The organism is Aliiglaciecola sp. M165, from assembly GCF_007197995.1.
Taxonomy (GTDB): Bacteria; Pseudomonadota; Gammaproteobacteria; order Enterobacterales; family Alteromonadaceae; genus Aliiglaciecola.
Genome location: NZ_VKKH01000001.1, coordinates 304,842 through 319,895, shown reverse-complemented (window position 1 = coordinate 319,895; position 15,054 = coordinate 304,842). Strand labels below are relative to the sequence as shown.

Sequence of the window (15,054 nt, the reverse complement as noted above, 5' to 3'; positions counted from 1 at the left end):
CTCACACGATAAAAAATAGGTTCTTTTTAGAATGAAACGACTCAATTCACAGTTGCAAGAAGACGGCGCTCCGATGGAGCTTATATTGTTAATCCGCACACTATTGGCGGGTTGCAAGGAAATATCTTTCCGTGTTAGCCAAGGAGCCCTGGCGGGCGTGTTAGGTTCATTATTGAGTGAAAACGTTCAAGGTGAAACGCAAAAAAAACTAGACGTCATATCAAACCAAATTCTCAAAGATATTCTTAAGGAATCTGGCTATGTTAAGGCCATTTCTTCTGAAGAGGAAGATGATGTTGTTGCTTGTCATCCGGATGGTAAGTATTTAGTTAGCTTTGATCCACTTGATGGTTCGTCCAACACTGACATCAATAGTTTAATCGGTACAATATTCTCTATTACCCATGCACCACAATGGATGCAAGCTGACGACCCGTCTGCATTTTTGCAACCTGGAACGCAAATTGTCGCTGCTGGTTACGTGCTTTATGGCCCGTCAACCATGTTGGCCATGAGCACCGGCAGAGGCACTCATCTGTACACGCTGGATAAAACACATGGCGGCTTCCTGTTAACCAAATCAAACATCCAGGTACCAGAACAAACAAAAGAGTTTGCGATTAATTCTTCGAATCAGCGTCACTGGGAAGAACCCATGCAGAAATACGTTTCTGACTTACTGCTTGGTGATGAAGGTCCACGAGGAAAGAATTTTAATATGCGATGGGTTGGCGCCATGGTGGGTGACATTCATCGTGTTTTGTCACGTGGTGGTTTATTTGCATATCCTTTTGACAAGCGTAACCCGAAGATCCCTGGCAAACTTCGTTTATTGTACGAAGCAAACCCGATGTCGTTTTTGATTGAGCAAGCTGGTGGCGCGGCGAGCACAGGTGAAGGTCGCATTTTGGAAGTTATGCCTCGAGAAATTCATCAGCGCATCCCCGTTATAATGGGTTCTAAAGAAGAAGTTGAAACCTGTATTACCTACTACGAGAAATAGTAAGAAGGCAGAGTCATGTCAATCACATGGCTCTGCTTTTATACTCCAACTTGAATTATTCTCTAGCAATGACAACTTGGCCATTGGCATCAACGATTACTAAATAAGAACGTCCAATTTCTCCAGCTTGGCAAAGATCGACAGCTATGTCACCTACGGTCAAATCGTCGCACTGTGCAATTGAATAAAATGGTGTGACAAGCCCTGCTTCAGCAACAAGAGATGCCGTCGAGGGATCATTCAAATCAATTTGTAGTGTTTGATTGGCAAATATTCTGACTTGAAACTCTCCCGCAGTGTCGTTTTGTCGTCGAGAAAATAAGCTTAATCGGTAGTTGCTTTGATTGAGCAGCCAACTGACCACCCAATAGTCTTCTTTGTCTCGTAAGCTGGCGGTGAGAGATTGCCCAATCATGCGGGAGTTAGTGTCTTGACTGGCAATTTGATTGACGGCGTTTTCTTTTAACCAGCGATAGCGCACATCGTTACTAAGGCGTTGTGGGTTTACCGTTACAATTTCATAGTCACTATCAAATACATTGCCACTTTGCAGTGTGTTTTTGATAAAAAATGTCATCGTAAGATCTGTATTATTGATGAACCGGAAGTCGCCGTCATCATATACGCCAAGACCCACATTCACTTCGATTCTGCACCCAAGCAGGCTGCAACATATCACTAGTGTTAGCAGATTTTTGAGCATATACGACTTGCCGGGCACGGATTTTCCAAAAGAGAGATACATTTTAACAGTATAGGAAAATGTTGATTGAAAACCTGTTAAAAAATGTTCAATTTTGTAGCACAACAAAAAAAGCCAGAGCAAGATCCCAAATCTTACTCTGGCTTTGGATTAAAGAGTGAAAGTGAATACTTACTTATTCACTTTCATTTCATCTTTTTAACTCAGAAGTGGTGCGATTACTAAGCTAACAATAGCCATGACATTGATAAGAATATTCATGGATGGGCCCGAGGTATCTTTAAAGGGGTCACCAACTGTATCGCCAACAACGACTGCGGCGTGGGTATCTGACCCTTTGCCACCCAAATTGCCTTTCTCAACATACTTCTTAGCGTTATCCCAGGCGCCGCCTGAGTTTGCCATCATCAAGGCCAACAATACACAACCAAGCAATGCACCGCCTAACATTCCACCCAAAGCGTGTGCACCTAAACCAAATCCAACAATGGGCGGCACGGCAACAGCGATAGCACCAGGTAAGATCATCTTTTTCAACGCGGCTGTTGTGGCAATATCAACACAGCGCCCAGTATCTGGGTCGGCTTCACCTTCCATCAACCCCTTAATTTCCTTAAATTGCCGACGAATTTCTTTGATCATTTCAAATGCGGCGTCACCCACCGCGGTCATGGTGATCGATGCAATTAAAAACGGCAGAATACCGCCAATGAATAATCCAATCAGGACCATAGGGTCGCCAAGGTGCAATGTAAATGTGCCTAATTTCAGCGTTAAGGTTTCAACAAACGCCGCTATAATTGCTAAGGCGGCAAGGGCTGCAGCGCCAATTGCAAAGCCTTTACCGATAGCAGCAGTGGTGTTGCCTAACTCATCAAGAGAGTCGGTGATTTCACGAGTTTCTGCACCCAAACCACCCATTTCTGCAATTCCGCCAGCATTGTCGGCTACCGGACCATAAGCATCAATGGCCATAGTGATACCAACCGTTGCCAACATACCCACTGCGGCAATACCGACGCCGTACAAGCCAGAAAGTGTGGTTGATACATAAATAATGGCGCAGATGGTGAGTACAGGAATGACCACAGACTGCATTCCCACAGAAAGGCCTGTGATCATAACTGTTGCTGGGCCGGTTTCGCCTGACTTGGCGATTTTTCTAATGGGCGCGGCAGCTGTGTAGTATTCGGTGACTAAGCCAATAATAATACCGCCAACGGCACCAGAAATGACCGACCACCATACGTGGTTGTCTACACCGAGCTGACCTATCACAAAATATGCGGCGGCAATGAAAATAACTGCGGCACCCATGGTTCCGGCTCGCAGTGCCACTTCGGGCTTAGAAGCAGACATCATTCTGACCAGCAGTATGCCTGCCACTGAACAAAGCAGTCCGGTAGATGCTAAAGCCAGCGGTAAGAACATTAAGGCTTCTTTGCTGCCTAATACACTGACAGCCATAGTCGATGCGATGGCGATGGTGGCAATCATAGAACCACAGTAGGATTCAAATATGTCTGACCCCATTCCGGCCACATCACCAACATTGTCACCCACATTATCGGCAATTACGCCTGGGTTTCTAGGGTCGTCTTCTGGGATACCCGCTTCTATCTTACCAACCAGGTCGGCACCTACATCCGCAGATTTGGTAAAGATGCCACCACCAACACGAGAAAACAGTGCGACAATTGATGCGCCCATCCCAAAACCATGTATAGCGTGGGCGGTTTCTGGGTCTCCACCGAAGAACCAATACAAGCTACCTAATCCCAGTAAACCCATAGACGCGACACATAACCCCATAATTGAGCCGCCCAAAAATGCTACAGAAAGCGCTTGTGGTGCACCTTGATCATGTGCTGCTTGAGTGGTGCGCACATTCGCTTTTGTTGCGGTGAACATGCCGATGTAACCAGCTAAAGCAGAACATATTGCACCGGCGGCAAAAGCAAGTGTCGTGTCAAATCCCAATGAGAAATACAAAGCAACGCCAACAACCAATGCAAACATAATTAGCATTTTGTACTCACGGTGCATAAAGACCATGGCGCCCAAATGGATCATGTCGGCAATTTTGGCAATTTTCGGATTGGAAACGGGATATTTTTTAATAATAACGTAGATAATCAGCGCAAAGACAAGGCCAAGAACGCCAAGCAAAGGTGGTATATAGAATAGTTCGGTCATAATTTTCCCAAAAGAGTTGCTATGACACAAAGAGCGACAACTCTCAGGTAGCTTTAGCTAACAACAACCCAAGACACGCTTTGCGATGTTTTTATTGAGTACTGCTTTATCGCTCTAGAACTTCGCGAAATAGCGGTACCCCTTTGTTTTATTAACATATTTTTTACATCTGCAAGCCACTATAGCGAGCTTCCATAGAGGAATTCAAGCTTTTGATGATTAAATAATCAGTTATCGCCAAAAACTGCCCAATATCTGCCAGGTATCGATTTCATATTAGCCACTAAGACTCTATAATTCGCTCATTCCCGTTAATTAAATATTTTATAGGTATCACTATGAGCTTAAATGCAGTTCCAGCAGGAAAAAATCTGCCAGATGAAGTAAACGTCATCATCGAAATACCCGCCCATGCGGATCCAGTTAAGTACGAAGTAGACAAAGAATCCGGTGCGATTTTTGTAGACCGTTTCATGGCAACTTGCATGCATTACCCAACCAATTATGGTTATGTTCCCCACACACTATCTTTAGATGGTGACCCAGTTGACGTACTTGTTCTAACGCCTTTTCCATTGATGGCTGGTTCAGTGATTCGCTGCCGTCCTGTAGGCGTGTTGAAAATGACTGACGAATCAGGTGAAGATGCAAAAGTTCTTGCGGTGCCAGCAGACAAATTGTCGACTATTTATCGTGGCATAACTGAAATCGATCACATTGATGAGCTGACTAAAAAGCAAATTGAGCACTTCTTCGCCCACTATAAAGATTTAGAACCGAACAAGTGGGTCAAAATTGAAGGCTGGAGCGGCAGCGAAGATGCTAGAGCCGAAATCGTTGATAGTGTTAAACGCTACGAAGAAGCAGACGAAAAACCAGCATTTTAAAAGCGTTACATTAATCATAAAGACGCAAAAAAAGGGGCTAACTGTGTTAGCCCCTTTTGCATTGGCATGATTTGCACTGTACCAACGCAAACCAAGATTGCTTCTCCAAATATTCTACTTGACTGCCGAGAAGCAACATTAACGAGCTTAGCGAAGTAATGTCACAAAAATATCCAATGAAGTTCACGATTTTCTGTCGCGCCTTGTTATTATGTCTTTTTGAAGGGTTTTTCCCTGGCAAGATAAGTGGGGAATAGGCATGCATAAATTTAATGCTTTGCGTCAACAGCCACAATTTTTATTGTTGGCGATGGCTTTTGTTATGCCTGTCGTTTTTTCTGTTTGGGTCGCGCTGCTTAATAATTTTGTGGTGGAAAAGGCTCAATTTACCGGTGCGGAAATTGGCTTATTGCAGAGCTTTAGAGAAGTCCCTGGTTTTTTGGCATTTACTGCCGTATTCGTTTTATTGGTGTTAAAAGAGCAAACCTTTGCACTCTTGGCCTTGGCGCTAACCTGTGTAGGTGTGGCCTTGACGGGGTGGTTCCCGTTTGAGATCGGTTTGTATTGCACAACCGTCATTATGTCGATTGGTTTTCATTATTTTGAGACAGTAAATCAATCCCTTACTTTGCAATGGTTGTCTAAGGACAAAGCTGCACACTTTATGGGGCAACAACTGGCGGTAAAAAGTTTTGCGTCCCTTCTTGCCTACGGGTCAATCTGGATCTTAATGGAGTGGGGTGGGGTCAGCTATCAATGGATGTATATGCTAGCTGGTGGCGCGGGACTGATCATTGTCATTGGTCTTTGGCGAATATTTCCGCAGTTTCCACAACACTCAACTCAGCATAAACATATGTTAATGAGAAAGCGCTATTGGCTTTACTATGCGTTGACGTTTTTTAGTGGTGCACGAAGACAAATATTCATGGTGTTTGCCGCTTTTATGATGGTCGAAAAATTTGGCTACACCGTTGGTCAAGTGAGTTTGCTATTCATTATCAACTACGTATTTAACCTACTTTTTGCACCGAAGATAGGAAGCTGGATTGCAAAAGTTGGTGAGCGCCGTGCACTGACCATTGAATACCTTGGTTTAATTGGCGTATTTATCAGCTATGCATTTGTAAGTGATCCTTACATCGCGGCATGTTTGTATGTTATCGACCACCTGTTTTTTGCCATGGCGATCGGAATGAAAACCTATTTCCAAAAAATAGCCGATCACAAAGACATTGCTTCGACTGCAGGGGTAAGTTTTACTATCAATCATATTGCCGCCGTGGTTATTCCTGCTTTGCTTGGTATTGTTTGGCTGACATCACCCAAATTAGTATTCTTTATCGGCGCGGGGTTTGCGTTTTGTTCGTTATTACTCGCTTTAAACATTCCAAAAAATCCAGCTTGGGGGAATGAAGTACGCAAAAATCCGTTCCTATGGGCCAATGATAAAACTGTGTTAAAGTCTGCGCGTTGACATAAAGAGGTTGTTTTGAAAATCACAAAGTTATTCTTATCGTGCCTAATATTCTTCAGTGGACTTAGTTTTGCTGCTGATCCAAAAGAGGTTTTTTGGGAAGATTTGATGCCTAAAGGATATATTGAGCCGACCTACATTCCTGATCATTCCAACCCTATGGCACAACAAAGTTTAGACGCTCCTTTAGTGGATACGTTTAATAATCAAAAAGTGAAAATACCTGGTTTTGTGGTGCCATTGGAAGGTGACGGAAGAACCACAACTGAGTTTTTGCTCGTCCCCTTTTTTGGCGCCTGTATCCATGTACCGCCTCCCCCGCCAAATCAAATCGTTTATGTGAAGTTTTCTGAAGGTGTGCCGATAATAAATCTTAGCGATGCTGTTTGGGTAATTGGTGTACTGACCACACAAGGTTGGTCGGGCGAAATTGCTACCGTTGGCTATTCCATGGACGGCTTGGAAGTCCTGCCTTTTGACGGTTAGCAGTTTAATTAAAACTACTTAGCTATTTGTCAGAAACCCATTTACATCAAAATATTTTAGCTATACTCCTACGGATAGGATTAAAACTGTATAAAATTCAACGGACTTTGACTTAACGAAGAGACAAGGTAATCAAATGAACTTTTTGTCGAAAATGGCGATAGCCAAAAAATTGTTCCTTATTCCCATCATTGGAACAGCTGGCTTTGCACTGTATCTCATTATTACCACAACGGTGGCTCTGAATAACGTTTCTTTGCTCGATGATGCCAGTGACGTGCAATTTCCTGCGCTTCGGGCATCAAGTAGTGCCTTGGTGAATATGGAGAAAGTGAAAGATACGCTGAGCAGTGCAATTACCACTGGGGATGAGGAGGGATTAGAGGCTGCCAAAGAATTTGCCGACGAGACACGCAACCTGCTCAGCCAAATTAAGTCCATTGAACCTTCGCTGAGCGGCGAAGCCAACAACATTCTGAAGAATTTTGATGCCTATTTTGAGTTGGCCTATGGAGTGTCTGAATCCATGATCAACAATACTGCAGATTTTTCAAAACTTGGGCAACTGTCCACGCAAATGAACAACAATTACGACAACGCCAAAAACACCTTAACAGCATTTGAAAATGCACGGTTAGAGGCATTTAAAGGGGCAATCGCTGATTCCAATGCAGCTGCAAGTCGAGTTATTTGGGTCGGTGTCATTATGGGCTTGATCACCACTATTCTGTTATTTGCCACTGCTATTCCAATTGTTAAAGGAATTAAAGATAGTATTGTGAAGGTGGTTCAATCGCTAAAAGATATTGCTCAGGAAGATGGCGATTTAACGGTGCGCATCGACACTCATTGTGAAGATGAAGTAGGTGATTTGGTGCACTGGTTCAATATGTTTATGGCTAAACTACAAGGTGTTGTCAAAGACATTGTTAATGCGTCACTGCCTTTATCCGAGCTAGCACAGAATCTTAATCAGCTTACTGATGACACCAATCAAACAATTCAGGTACAGCAATCTGCTGCCACTCAAGCCAAAGAAGCGGTAGACAATATGACGACCAGCGTCACAGCTGTAGCAACCAGTGCCGCAGAAGCGGCAAAGGCCGCAGGTGATGCGTCAGGGGCAGCCGGTGACGGTCAAATGGTGGTCAATCATACGGTTAACAGTATTCAACAACTCGCTGCAAATGTTGAAGAAACCGCCGAGGTTATTCGTAAGCTAGAAGCCGACTCTAATCAAGTGGGCGTGGTGTTAGATGTAATTAAGGGGATTGCCGAACAAACTAATTTACTAGCGCTTAATGCAGCCATTGAAGCCGCTCGTGCTGGTGAGCAAGGGCGAGGGTTTGCAGTGGTGGCTGACGAAGTGCGAACCCTAGCGTCAAGAACCCAACAATCTACCGAAGAAATCCAATCGACAATCGAACAGCTGCAAGGTGCAGCCCGCTCTGCTGTAAGCGTCATGGCCAAAGGTACTGAGCAGGCCGGTGAAAGTGTAGAGACTGCCAACAAAGCCGGTGCAAGCCTGGACGTTATAACGGAAACTATTAGTAAAATCACCGCGATGAATGATCAAATAGCGTCTTCCACAGGTGAGCAACAAAAAGTGGCCGATATGATTTCATCTAATGTTGATGAAATTCACCATCGCACTTCTGAGACCTCAACCAGCTCTCGCAAATTGGCGTCAGTCAGTGCTGAACTTGCACAGTTAGCTCAGCATTTAGAAGGGATAACCAAACAATTTAAAGTGTAGAATTTACGCTGTTTGTAAATTCTCATCTTTGAATGTTGTTATCGAAGAGCTAACCTAACCGTCGTTCCCGCGAAGCGCTAACCTAACGGTCATGCCCGCGAAGCTCTTAGGCGGGAATCTATTAAACAGAATATCATGTTAAAAGAAACTAGCCTGCGCCGGGATAATGACGTGTTTCGTTTAGTGATGTAAACACCTTGACGTTGCAATCGTATAAGCAAGAGTCTGTCTATTGTGATGCCAAGTGATGGCGTCTAGCCAGTATAAATTTTATCAGCTGAGTTAAACAAAACCCACGACGTCAAAATGTATTTATCATTAGACACCGGCACAGAACCTCTGTGGGTATGGGTGAAGTAGGCAGGGGCTATCACCATGGTGCCTGCTTTTGGCTGTATGCTTTTATTTTGATAATAAAAATCTGTCGTGCCGCCCTCTTCAACATCGTTTAGGTAATACATAAACAGCAAAATGCGATGTAAAGCGTCATTGTGGCCCGCCTGGGGGTAGACTTCAGAATGCCAATAAGGGTAACCGCCGTGATTGGCATCGTATTTTTGTGCGTTAATATCGCCTATTCTAAAAAGATATTGCACAAGATTTTGTAGGTTAGGTTTGCCTACGGTCGCAAAGTTTTCCTGAGTCAACTTTACTGGTTGTCCGGTTTTAGGATCTGCGACTGTCAATCCTATGGGGCCAATCAGGGCAAAAAAGTACTTCTCAAAATAGCGTATCAATTGCCCCGATAACAAAGGAAGCAACGCTTGGTATTCCGTTTGAAACTCAGGATTTTGTACAACAGAAACATCCAGACTACGTTTTTTGTCGGTGTCTACCCCGCCACCAGTGCGACCTGCACTGGTGTTAGGGCTGCTCTCAAAACGTTGAATAAAGCGTTGGCATAATTCGGTCGGGATCGCATTTTCAATGACTTCTATAAAATCTGTCATAGTGTTTACGCCTTGTCACTGTCTAACATGTGCTCTTGCAGTTGCTCTTTAACATGGTCATCAATGGGAACTGCCTTATTAAGGGTGTAGTCAAATCGCACTAATGTTGTTTTACCTGCGGCACACTTGATTCCGTCTTGCCATACTTCCTGCAAGGTTTCGAAAGAGCTATTACCAATGCGGCTAACATAGGTGCGAATTTCTACAGCTTTGCCGTAATAAATTTGGCTCAAAAAATCGACATTATAACTGGCTAAAATCAATGGCCAGTTTTGTAAATCCAGTTCAGGAGTGAACATCCGAAAAATAGGTTCGCGGCCAGTTTCAAACCAACCGACTACGACAGTATTACTGACGTGTGCGAGTCCATCGGTTTCATAAAATCTGACGTTAAATTGTTCCATTAACATAAAGCACGACTCTCTTTTTATTGCTGTTTAGCTTTGTCTAAAATGGGTTTCAAAAAATGTGCAGTGTGAGACTTCTTCACTTTGCAAATTGTTTCTGGTGTACCTTGCGCAATTATTTGGCCGCCCCCTGAGCCGCCTTCAGGACCCAGATCAACAATCCAATCCGCAGTTTTCACTACATCTAAATTATGTTCGATCACCACAACGGTATTACCGTGATCACGCAACCTGTGCAGCACTTGCAGCAGTTGTTTTATATCGTGGAAATGTAGCCCTGTGGTAGGTTCATCGAGAATATATAAAGTTTGTCCGGTATCTCGTTTCGATAATTCTTTGGCAAGCTTGACCCGCTGAGCTTCACCGCCAGACAAAGTCGTCGCAGATTGCCCCAGCCGTATATAGGACAAACCGACGTCCATAAGCGTTTGTAGCTTGCGAGAAATTGCTGGTATTGCATCAAAGAATGCCCGTGCATCTTCAACGGTCATGTCGAGCACTTGATTGATATTTTTGCCTTTATAAAGTACTTCTAAGGTTTCGCGATTGTATCGTTTGCCCTTACAGACGTCGCACGGTACATACACATCTGGCAAAAAGTGCATTTCAACTTTGATTACACCGTCGCCCTGGCATGCCTCACAACGACCGCCTTTAACATTGAAACTAAAGCGACCGGGTTTGTAACCACGAGAGCGTGACTCTTGTGTGCCTGAAAATAACTCTCTGATGGGAGTGAAAATCCCAGCATAGGTTGCAGGGTTAGAGCGAGGCGTACGACCGATTGGGCTTTGGTCAATATCAACGACTTTATCCAAATGTTCTAGGCCCGATATGGAAGTGTAGGGGGCCGGTTCCCCAGTGGTCGCGCCATTAAGTTCATGGTGTGCGAGTTTATAAAAAGTATCGTTTACTAGCGTCGACTTTCCAGACCCTGACACTCCTGTCACACAAGTCATCAACCCGATGGGTATACGCAAATCCACCTGTTGCAGGTTGTTACCCGATGCTCCCTTTAACTCTACCCAGAGGTCATCTTTTACTTCGTGACGTGTATCAGGAACCGATATTTCCTCCCTTCCCGACAGGTACTTTCCAGTGAGTGAGTCTTCACTATCTAAAATATCTTGAAGTGATCCTTGTGCGACAATTTGGCCTCCATGAACGCCAGCGCCAGGGCCAATATCCACAACATAGTCAGCTTCTTTAATGGCATCTTCATCGTGCTCAACAACGATCACAGTATTACCAAGATCCCGTAAGTGACGCAATGTTTTGAGCAGTCGTTCGTTGTCTCGTTGATGTAGCCCTATTGAGGGTTCATCTAGCACATACATTACACCAACTAAACCAGCGCCTATCTGGCTTGCTAAGCGGATCCTTTGGGCTTCACCACCTGAGAGCGTATCTGCGCTGCGGGACATCGACAGGTAATTAAGTCCAACGTTAACCAGGAAGCTGAGTCGATCGTTGATTTCTTTGAGAATTTTATCAGCAATTTGTGCCCGTTGACCGCTCAAGGACAAGTCTGAGAAGAAATCCAAAGCTTCGGAAATTGACATATTGGTGATGGTAGGGAGTGTCGTTTGACCCAAAAATACGTTGCGCGCTTCTAAACGCAAACGAGCACCATTACAGCTATTGCAATGCTGTTGACTTAAATATTTAGCCAGCTCTTCACGCACGGCGTTAGATTCCGTTTCACGGTAACGCCTCTCCATATTGGGGATAATGCCCTCAAACGGATGTTTGCGTTCCATAATGTCGCCGCGGTCGTTAATGTATTTAAATTTAATTGATGTGCCCTTACTGCCAAACAGCACTACATCCTGTGCTTTTTTGTCTAGCTGTGAAAATGGCACGGTAAGGTCAAATCCGTAATGGTCAGCTACGGCCTGGAGCATTTGGAAATAATAATAGCTGCGTTTGTCCCAGCCACGAATTGCTCCGCCGGAGAGACTTAGCTCGTCATTACTGACAATACGCGTCGGATCGAAAAACTGTCGTGTACCTAAACCATCGCACGTTTGGCACGCGCCAGCAGGATTGTTAAATGAAAACAATCGAGGTTCCAGCTCAGACATACTGTAGCCACAATGTGGACAGGCAAAGTTAGCCGAAAATACCAGAGCTTCTTTATCAGGCTCGTCCATCCACGCAACTTTTGCCGTACCACTGGACAATTGCAGTGCTGTTTCAAACGACTCGGCCAAACGCAATGCCAGGTCGTCCCGCACTTTGAAACGGTCAACGACCACCTCAATGGAGTGTTTTTTGTGTAGGTCGAGCTCAGGTGGATCGGACAGATCACAAACTTCGCCATCGATCCTAGCTCTTATATAACCTTGTGCTGCTAGGCCCTCAAGGGTTTTGATGTGCTCACCTTTACGGTCTTGCACCACCGGCGCCAACAGCATTAATTTGCTGCCTTCTTCCATTTCCATCACTCTGTCGACCATTTGACTGACAGTTTGCGCGGCAAGAGGGACTTCGTGAGTTGGACATCGAGGCTCGCCAACACGGGCGTACAATAATCTAAGATAATCATATATCTCAGTAATGGTACCAACAGTTGAACGAGGATTGTGAGAGGTCGACTTCTGTTCGATTGAAATCGCCGGGGACAAACCTTCAATGTGGTCGACGTCGGGCTTTTCCATCATCGATAAAAACTGCCGAGCATAAGCAGACAGTGATTCTACGTATCTGCGTTGCCCTTCGGCATAAAGTGTATCGAAAGCTAAAGAAGATTTTCCCGATCCAGAAAGTCCGGTAATGACGATCAATTTATCGCGAGGAAGAGTGAGATCAATATTCTTCAGATTGTGGGTGCGCGCACCGCGAACTTCAATTTTATCCATGGAATCAGAATTGGCCAAAGCAAAAGATCGAGTATTACATATTTGCCAACCTTGCTCTATTGGCAACACTATAAAAAATGAAAAAGCCGTAAAACTTTTCTGCTTTTTACAAAAGCTGTTGCTATCACACCCTAATATGCTGTGGTAAACTTCGCGTCCGTTATTCGGCGAAGTAAGCAATACTTTTTTAGCGCACTGTTTTAATGCGATAAAAGGTTAGTTTCTGACATACCTTGCCCACACAACAGATTGAAAACCCAAAACACCTAAAAGAATCGTGACTCGTTTTGAACGCTACTGAAATTCGTGCTGCCATCTCCCTTGCATTTGTCTACGTCCTGAGGATGTTGGGCTTGTTTATGGTGATGCCAGTACTGGCAATCTTGGCCAAAGACTACCCTGACTACTCCGCACTGCTGGTTGGTGTGGCTATTGGCGGATATGGATTGACCCAAGCGATTTTACAAATTCCAATGGGTATGTTTTCAGACAAATTTGGAAGAAAACCTATCATTATGGGTGGTTTATGCGTGTTCTGTATTGGCAGTATTATTGCTGCAATGGCAGACAGCATGCTGATGTTGGTGGTTGGTCGAATGTTACAAGGGGCAGGCGCGATTGCTGGCGCTATTATGGCATTGGCCGCTGATGTGAGTCGGGAAAATCAGCGCGCTAAAGTGATGGCGATCATAGGTATTGCTATCGGCTTTTCGTTTTATCTCTCACTTCTTCTAGGTCCTGTAATTGCCAACGCGTATGGCCTGTCGGGAATATTTACTATTACAGCAGTGTTAGCCGCGTTATGTTTGCCTTTGGTTTGGTGGCTAGTGCCAAATGGCGCTAATCACGCGCCTTCTGGTGATACATTGCCGACACTAAAAGATGTATCAAAATTGATCAAACACCCGCAACTTATGCGCTTAAACTTAAGTGTGTGTTTACTGCATATGTTGATCACCTTACTCTTTGTGATGTTGCCAAGCATGTTGGTTGAAGAGCAGCTAGGGTTAGCTTCCCAGTGGCAATGGTATTTGCCCATCTTGATTTTATCGATTGTGGGTTTAAGCCTGTTGATGATGATTAACCGAAAGGTACAAGGCAACACCGTCTTAATGTTAGCCTTACTGTTATTGGCTTTATCTTTTGTTGGTTTTTGGTCGTCTTCAACGCTTTTGTATCTGACAATTTCAGCGGTAATTTTCTTCACAGGCTTTAATTATCTTGAAGCAAATTTACCAGCAATGGTTTCTAATATTGCGCCCGCAGGAAAGAAAGGTTCCGCAATGGGTACCTATGCGAGTTTCCAATTTTTTGGTGCCTTCGCAGGCGGATTAATTTCTGGACTAGTTAACGAATATTTTGTGCCACACTTAGTATTTATTATTGCAATCGCAATATGTGTCGTTTGGTATATTTTACTGATGGGTTTGGATGGTATTGATGGGCTAAAACGTTATACACTTAGCGTTCAGGTCTCTAAGCAACCACAATCAGAACTAAATCAAAAGTTGGCTGCATTAGATGGCGTCAAAGACATCACCATAGTGCCAGAACAAGGGGCAGTTTATCTGAAGGTCGACGCAAATCAATTTGACCTGAGAAAGGCGCAACAAATCGCCAGAACAGAATTTTAATAGGAGTTATCATGGCATCTAAAGGTGTTAATAAAGTTATTCTTGTCGGTAATATTGGACAAGATCCAGAAGTTAGATACATGCCAAATGGCAATGCAGTGGCCAATTTAAGTTTAGCGACCAGCGAAAGTTGGAAAGACCAGCAAGGTCAAATGCAAGAGCGCACAGAATGGCACAGATTAACCATGTATCGCCGTTTGGCCGAAATTGCAGGTGAATACTTGCGCAAAGGTTCGCAAATTTATGTTGAAGGTAAATTGCAAACTCGCAAATGGCAGGATCAACAAGGCCAGGACAAATACACCACTGAAATTATCGTAGACCAGATGCAAATGCTTGGCGGTCGTGGTGGTCAAGGCGAAAACGTGGGTGGCGGATTCCAAAACCAACCTCGTCCACAGCAAGCACCTGCTCAACAGCCTGCTCAGCAACCGCCTCAGCAAGGTAGTCAGCAAAACTATGGTCAACAGCCATACGGCAATGCTCCTCAACAAAACCCTGGTGCAGCACCTGCTCAAAAGCCACCAATGGCTGAGCCGGATTTCGATTTTGATGACGATATTCCGTTTTAATTTCTGAATAGAAATAGAGAAATGCGATTAAAGCCCTTGAACTAAGGGCTTTTTTATTGCGAAAAATTAAGAAATTGCAGTGGTGCGTTTGCCTGATATAAGTTTTGATTTGGCTTGCATAT

Annotated in this window: 12 protein-coding genes; 7 read left to right on the top strand and 5 right to left on the bottom strand. The window is 44.2% G+C overall.

Annotated elements, in window-relative coordinates; all coding sequences use genetic code 11:
* The first annotated feature begins 31 nt into the window (after nucleotides 1-31).
* Entirely contained in the window at nucleotides 32-1,003 is a 972-nt protein-coding gene (locus FM019_RS01375; protein WP_143834095.1) for a class 1 fructose-bisphosphatase, read from the top strand.
* A gap of 55 nt (nucleotides 1,004-1,058) precedes the next feature.
* Here FM019_RS01375 and FM019_RS01370 read toward each other — a convergent pair whose 3' ends face one another.
* Entirely contained in the window at nucleotides 1,059-1,724 is a 666-nt protein-coding gene (locus tag FM019_RS01370) for a hypothetical protein (RefSeq protein WP_143834094.1), read from the bottom strand.
* Nucleotides 1,725-1,904: 180 nt separating this feature from the next.
* Entirely contained in the window at nucleotides 1,905-3,902 is a 1,998-nt protein-coding gene (locus FM019_RS01365; protein WP_143834093.1) for a sodium-translocating pyrophosphatase, read from the bottom strand.
* Between the two features lie 338 nt (nucleotides 3,903-4,240).
* Between FM019_RS01365 and ppa the strand changes: the two genes are divergently transcribed.
* From ppa to FM019_RS01345, 4 genes are all read left to right on the top strand, one after another.
* A complete protein-coding gene (ppa, locus tag FM019_RS01360; RefSeq protein WP_143834092.1) occupies nucleotides 4,241-4,789 on the top strand; it encodes an inorganic diphosphatase in 549 nt (182 codons plus the stop codon).
* Between the two features lie 259 nt (nucleotides 4,790-5,048).
* The gene (locus tag FM019_RS01355; RefSeq protein WP_143834091.1) at nucleotides 5,049-6,266 is read left to right on the top strand and encodes an MFS transporter; all 1,218 of its coding nucleotides are present in this window, start codon (nucleotides 5,049-5,051) and stop codon (nucleotides 6,264-6,266) included.
* Nucleotides 6,267-6,281: 15 nt separating this feature from the next.
* Entirely contained in the window at nucleotides 6,282-6,752 is a 471-nt protein-coding gene (locus FM019_RS01350; RefSeq protein WP_409553238.1) for a DUF3299 domain-containing protein, read from the top strand.
* Between the two features lie 136 nt (nucleotides 6,753-6,888).
* Nucleotides 6,889-8,508 (top strand): methyl-accepting chemotaxis protein, encoded by a 1,620-nt coding sequence (locus tag FM019_RS01345; RefSeq protein WP_143834089.1) that lies wholly within the window; start codon nucleotides 6,889-6,891, stop codon nucleotides 8,506-8,508.
* 254 nt (nucleotides 8,509-8,762) lie between these two features.
* Here the strand turns inward: FM019_RS01345 and FM019_RS01340 are convergent, their stop codons facing one another.
* Genes FM019_RS01340 through uvrA form a run of 3 tightly spaced genes read right to left on the bottom strand, consistent with a single transcriptional unit; the run spans nucleotide 8,763 to nucleotide 12,726 of the window.
* Complete coding sequence (locus FM019_RS01340; protein WP_143834088.1) at nucleotides 8,763-9,458, bottom strand: 2OG-Fe(II) oxygenase; 696 nt, start codon at nucleotides 9,456-9,458, stop codon at nucleotides 8,763-8,765.
* 5 nt (nucleotides 9,459-9,463) lie between these two features.
* Nucleotides 9,464-9,868 (bottom strand): acyl-CoA thioesterase, encoded by a 405-nt coding sequence (locus FM019_RS01335; protein ID WP_143834087.1) that lies wholly within the window; start codon nucleotides 9,866-9,868, stop codon nucleotides 9,464-9,466.
* 17 nt (nucleotides 9,869-9,885) lie between these two features.
* Nucleotides 9,886-12,726 carry an excinuclease ABC subunit UvrA gene (uvrA, locus tag FM019_RS01330; protein ID WP_143834086.1) on the bottom strand — a complete coding sequence of 947 codons (2,841 nt, stop codon included), beginning with the start codon at nucleotides 12,724-12,726 and terminating at the stop codon, nucleotides 9,886-9,888.
* A gap of 287 nt (nucleotides 12,727-13,013) precedes the next feature.
* On the opposite strand from uvrA, the gene FM019_RS01325 reads away from it, so the two are divergent.
* Both FM019_RS01325 and ssb read left to right on the top strand, forming a co-directional pair.
* Nucleotides 13,014-14,360, top strand: coding sequence for an MFS transporter (locus tag FM019_RS01325; RefSeq protein ID WP_143834085.1), 1,347 nt, complete (start codon nucleotides 13,014-13,016; stop codon nucleotides 14,358-14,360).
* An 11-nt stretch (nucleotides 14,361-14,371) separates the two neighbouring features.
* Nucleotides 14,372-14,932 (top strand): single-stranded DNA-binding protein, encoded by a 561-nt coding sequence (gene ssb, locus FM019_RS01320; RefSeq protein WP_143834084.1) that lies wholly within the window; start codon nucleotides 14,372-14,374, stop codon nucleotides 14,930-14,932.
* Nucleotides 14,933-15,054 lie beyond the last annotated feature (122 nt).

What these genes read in the sequence shown, in the direction of transcription:
- FM019_RS01345 (WP_143834089.1), top strand. Translation starts at nt 6,889, where the DNA reads ATGAACTTTTTGTCGAAAATGGCGATAGCCAAAAAATTGTTCCTTATT.
- FM019_RS01355 (WP_143834091.1), top strand. Translation starts at nt 5,049, where the DNA reads ATGCATAAATTTAATGCTTTGCGTCAACAGCCACAATTTTTATTGTTG.
- FM019_RS01375 (WP_143834095.1), top strand. Translation starts at nt 32, where the DNA reads ATGAAACGACTCAATTCACAGTTGCAAGAAGACGGCGCTCCGATGGAG.
- FM019_RS01335 (WP_143834087.1), bottom strand. Translation starts at nt 9,868, where the DNA reads ATGTTAATGGAACAATTTAACGTCAGATTTTATGAAACCGATGGACTC.
- uvrA (WP_143834086.1), bottom strand. Translation starts at nt 12,726, where the DNA reads ATGGATAAAATTGAAGTTCGCGGTGCGCGCACCCACAATCTGAAGAAT.
- ppa (WP_143834092.1), top strand. Translation starts at nt 4,241, where the DNA reads ATGAGCTTAAATGCAGTTCCAGCAGGAAAAAATCTGCCAGATGAAGTA.
- ssb (WP_143834084.1), top strand. Translation starts at nt 14,372, where the DNA reads ATGGCATCTAAAGGTGTTAATAAAGTTATTCTTGTCGGTAATATTGGA.
- FM019_RS01340 (WP_143834088.1), bottom strand. Translation starts at nt 9,458, where the DNA reads ATGACAGATTTTATAGAAGTCATTGAAAATGCGATCCCGACCGAATTA.
- FM019_RS01365 (WP_143834093.1), bottom strand. Translation starts at nt 3,902, where the DNA reads ATGACCGAACTATTCTATATACCACCTTTGCTTGGCGTTCTTGGCCTT.